This window comes from Mesorhizobium sp. M7A.F.Ca.CA.002.09.1.1, assembly GCF_003998555.1.
GTDB classification, from domain to species: domain Bacteria; phylum Pseudomonadota; class Alphaproteobacteria; order Rhizobiales; family Rhizobiaceae; genus Mesorhizobium; species Mesorhizobium ciceri.
On the sequence record NZ_RZRR01001268.1, the window covers coordinates 1 to 1,147 of the forward strand.

Sequence of the window (1,147 nt, forward strand, 5' to 3'; positions counted from 1 at the left end):
GTTCATCATCCTGTCGGTGTCGATGTTCCCGCAGGTGGCGCTGCTGGCCGGGCTGTTCGAACTGGTCCGCATCTTCGGCCTCTACAATTCCCTGTTCGCGCTGATCTTCTCCTACATGATCTTCACCTTGCCGTTCACCGTCTGGGTGCTCACCACCTTCGTCCGCGACCTGCCGGTCGAGGTCGAGGAGGCGGCGATCCTAGACGGCGCGACGCCGTGGATCATCGTCACCCGGGTCTTCCTGCCGCTGATGTGGCCGGCGCTGGCGACCACCGGCCTGCTGGCCTTCATCGGTGCGTGGAACGAGTTCCTGTTTGCCCTGACCTTCACCTCCAACAACGCACAGCGGACCGTGCCGGTGGCGATCGCGCTGCTCTCCGGCAACTCGCAGTTCGAGATCCCCTGGGGCAACATCATGGCCGCCTCGGTGATCGTCACGGTGCCGCTGGTGGTGCTGGTGCTGATCTTCCAGCGCAAGATCGTCTCCGGCCTCACCGCCGGCGGGGTGAAGGGGTGAGGAGCGGTCAGCGTAGTGCGGACCGTTGTCAGATGTCCGGCGCGTTGCCGATCTTCTGCTTGAGATCAAGCGCCCAGGTGCGGCCTTCATCGCCGCCCCACAGCAGCCGGGCGATGTAGCCGGCCGAAGGGTTCTGCTCATTGCCGTAGTTCCTGCCGCGCTTGTCGACCTCGTGGCGGGCGAAATAGCTGACCATGCGGCGAATGGTGGAGGGCGCGAGCTTTTCCCGGTTCTTCAGTTCGGTGGCGCGGGCGACGCCGATCTCGGTGCCGCCGCGGCCGAATTCTCCGCGCAGTCTGAGGCCCTTGGCGGCATTGTCGGTCACTACTTGCGGGCAGCGCAGATCGATCTCGTCGTCGTGCATCTCGTCCCCCGGATCACGCTGCCCGGACAGGTATTACGACATATCACCATGCGCAATAAATGTCGGAGCCGATCACCGCCAAACGTCCTTGGGTCGCAGAGCAACCGCGCCGGGACGCCGGCGCTGCGACTTGAAGGAGCCGATCATGATCACCTTTCCCAACGAATCCGCGAAATACCGCACCGCGCGCGAAAAATTGCTGAAGAAGGAAATCGAGCTGCGCCGCGCCATGGAAGAGGTCGCCGAGGCCCGGCGCGGTTGCTCTG

The 1,147-nt window shown here is 64.2% G+C and carries 2 protein-coding genes and 1 pseudogene; 2 read left to right on the forward strand and 1 reads right to left on the reverse strand.

Annotated elements, in window-relative coordinates:
* Positions 1-517 (forward strand): carbohydrate ABC transporter permease (locus tag EN994_RS32410; protein ID WP_164746467.1); only part of this gene is annotated, 517 nt, incomplete at its 5' end.
* Positions 518-545: 28 nt separating this feature from the next.
* Here the strand turns inward: EN994_RS32410 and EN994_RS32415 are convergent.
* Entirely contained in the window at positions 546-881 is a 336-nt protein-coding gene (locus tag EN994_RS32415; protein WP_063168797.1) for a hypothetical protein, read from the reverse strand.
* Between the two features lie 88 nt (positions 882-969).
* On the opposite strand from EN994_RS32415, the pseudogene EN994_RS32420 reads away from it, so the two are divergent.
* Positions 970-1,147 (forward strand): annotated as a pseudogene (locus tag EN994_RS32420) (DUF899 family protein); the annotation flags it as partial.

Bases quoted from the DNA above. Each gene is read 5' to 3' on its own strand.
- EN994_RS32415 (WP_063168797.1), bottom strand. From the start codon at position 881: ATGCACGACGACGAGATCGATCTGCGCTGCCCGCAAGTAGTGACCGAC.